This window comes from Steroidobacter sp. (assembly GCF_016790065.1).
Taxonomy (GTDB): domain Bacteria; phylum Pseudomonadota; class Gammaproteobacteria; order Steroidobacterales; family Steroidobacteraceae; genus Steroidobacter.
Map to the genome: position 1 here is coordinate 1 of NZ_JAEUPY010000288.1, position 1,564 is coordinate 1,564.

The 1,564-nt window shown below is 59.7% G+C and carries 1 protein-coding gene; it reads left to right on the forward strand.

Going from position 1 to position 1,564, the window contains the following annotated elements:
- A partial coding sequence (locus JNL55_RS12280) for a TonB-dependent receptor (protein ID WP_293853200.1) occupies nucleotides 1–1,564 on the forward strand: 1,564 nt, incomplete at both ends.

Sequence of the window (1,564 nt, forward strand, 5' to 3'; positions counted from 1 at the left end):
TCCGAGGCCGAGCATGACAATCCGGTGCAAACCACGTTGCTGTTCGATCGCACCGATGTCGATGGCTATACCTATGACTTCCGCGGTAACAGCCGGTTACCGCTGATCAGCTACGGCGATGCGCCGGTGGACAGTGCGTCGGCATGGACGCTGTCCCAGATTCGTCTGCGTCCGCAAAGCTCGTCGAATACCTTCAAGACGACTTCCTTCGACATCGCTTGGGACGTGAACGACGCGGTCACGCTGAAAGCCGGACCGCAGTACAAGAAGTTCGAATTCGATACCACGTCGAAAGTGCGCTCCAACGGCACCACGACCTCTCAGGAAAGCGTGATTTCGCCGGCAGTGCGCGCCATCGCGCTCGCTAACTACAGCCACTTGGCCCGTATCAGCAACAATCTGAACGTGCCCAACGGCACCGCCACCAGCTGGATCATTCCGAACATCGAGGCCGCCACGCAGTTGTTCGGGTTGAACGATCGCAGTTTGTTCCCGCTCGGCATCGAGCCGGCGCTGGGCAACAACTACAGCATCGAAGAAGAAGATCTCGGCGGCTATGTGCAGGCCGACTACAAGACCGAGGTGTGGGGCCGGCCGTTGCGCGCCAATCTCGGCGTACGCTACGTCGAAACCAAACAAACGTCTTCTGGTTATACGTTCACTTCGGGCTCGCCGTTGTTGACCACGGTGGAGCGCACGTACGACGACACATTGCCGTCGTTGAACGTAGCGCTCGATGTGACCGACAACTTCGTGATTCGCGTAGCGGCGGCCAAAGTGATGGTGCGTCCGAATGGTGGCGGTCAATCCGCTGGCTTGGGCATTCTCGCACCCGGCGCTTCGACCCAGATCAGCGGTGCGAACAAGACGGTGACCGCGGGCAATCCGCTACTCGATCCGTATCGCGCCAAAACCTACGACTTGTCGTTCGAATGGTACTTCGCCGAGGACTCGTTGCTGTCGCTGGCCTTGTTCAAGAAAGACATCCAAAGCTTCGTGCAGATCGTGCGCGCTACCGACAACTTCTCCAACAATCCGCTCGGCCTGCCCGATAGCGTGGCGTTGGCCGCTTGCGGTGCCGCCATTCCCGATCCGGCGACCTGCTTGTCGGGCTGGCAGTTCGCCTTGCCGACCAACACCGACGGCGGCGATCTGGAAGGTTTCGAGATCAGCTATCAACAGCCGTTCTCGTTCCTGCCGGGCTTCTGGAAAAACTTCGGCTTGATCCTGAACTACACCGGGGTGGAGTCGGAGATCGAGTATTTGTCTCAGACCGGCGCGGTGGTCGCGAGAACCGATCTCACCGGCCTGTCCAAGTCGGCTTACAACGCCACTCTGTACTGGGAAAACGATGTGTTCAGCGCGCGCGTCTCGGCCGCCTACCGCGACGACTTCCTGACCCTGGTGCCGGGCCGCAACCTCAACGACGTCGAAGGCACGGTGGAAACGTTGAGCATCGACGCGTCGTCGACCTGGTCGGTGACGCCGAATCTGGATCTGACGTTGGAAGCGCTCAATCTCACGGACGAGTTCCAGGATCAGTACTTGGACTCCTCGGGCAATC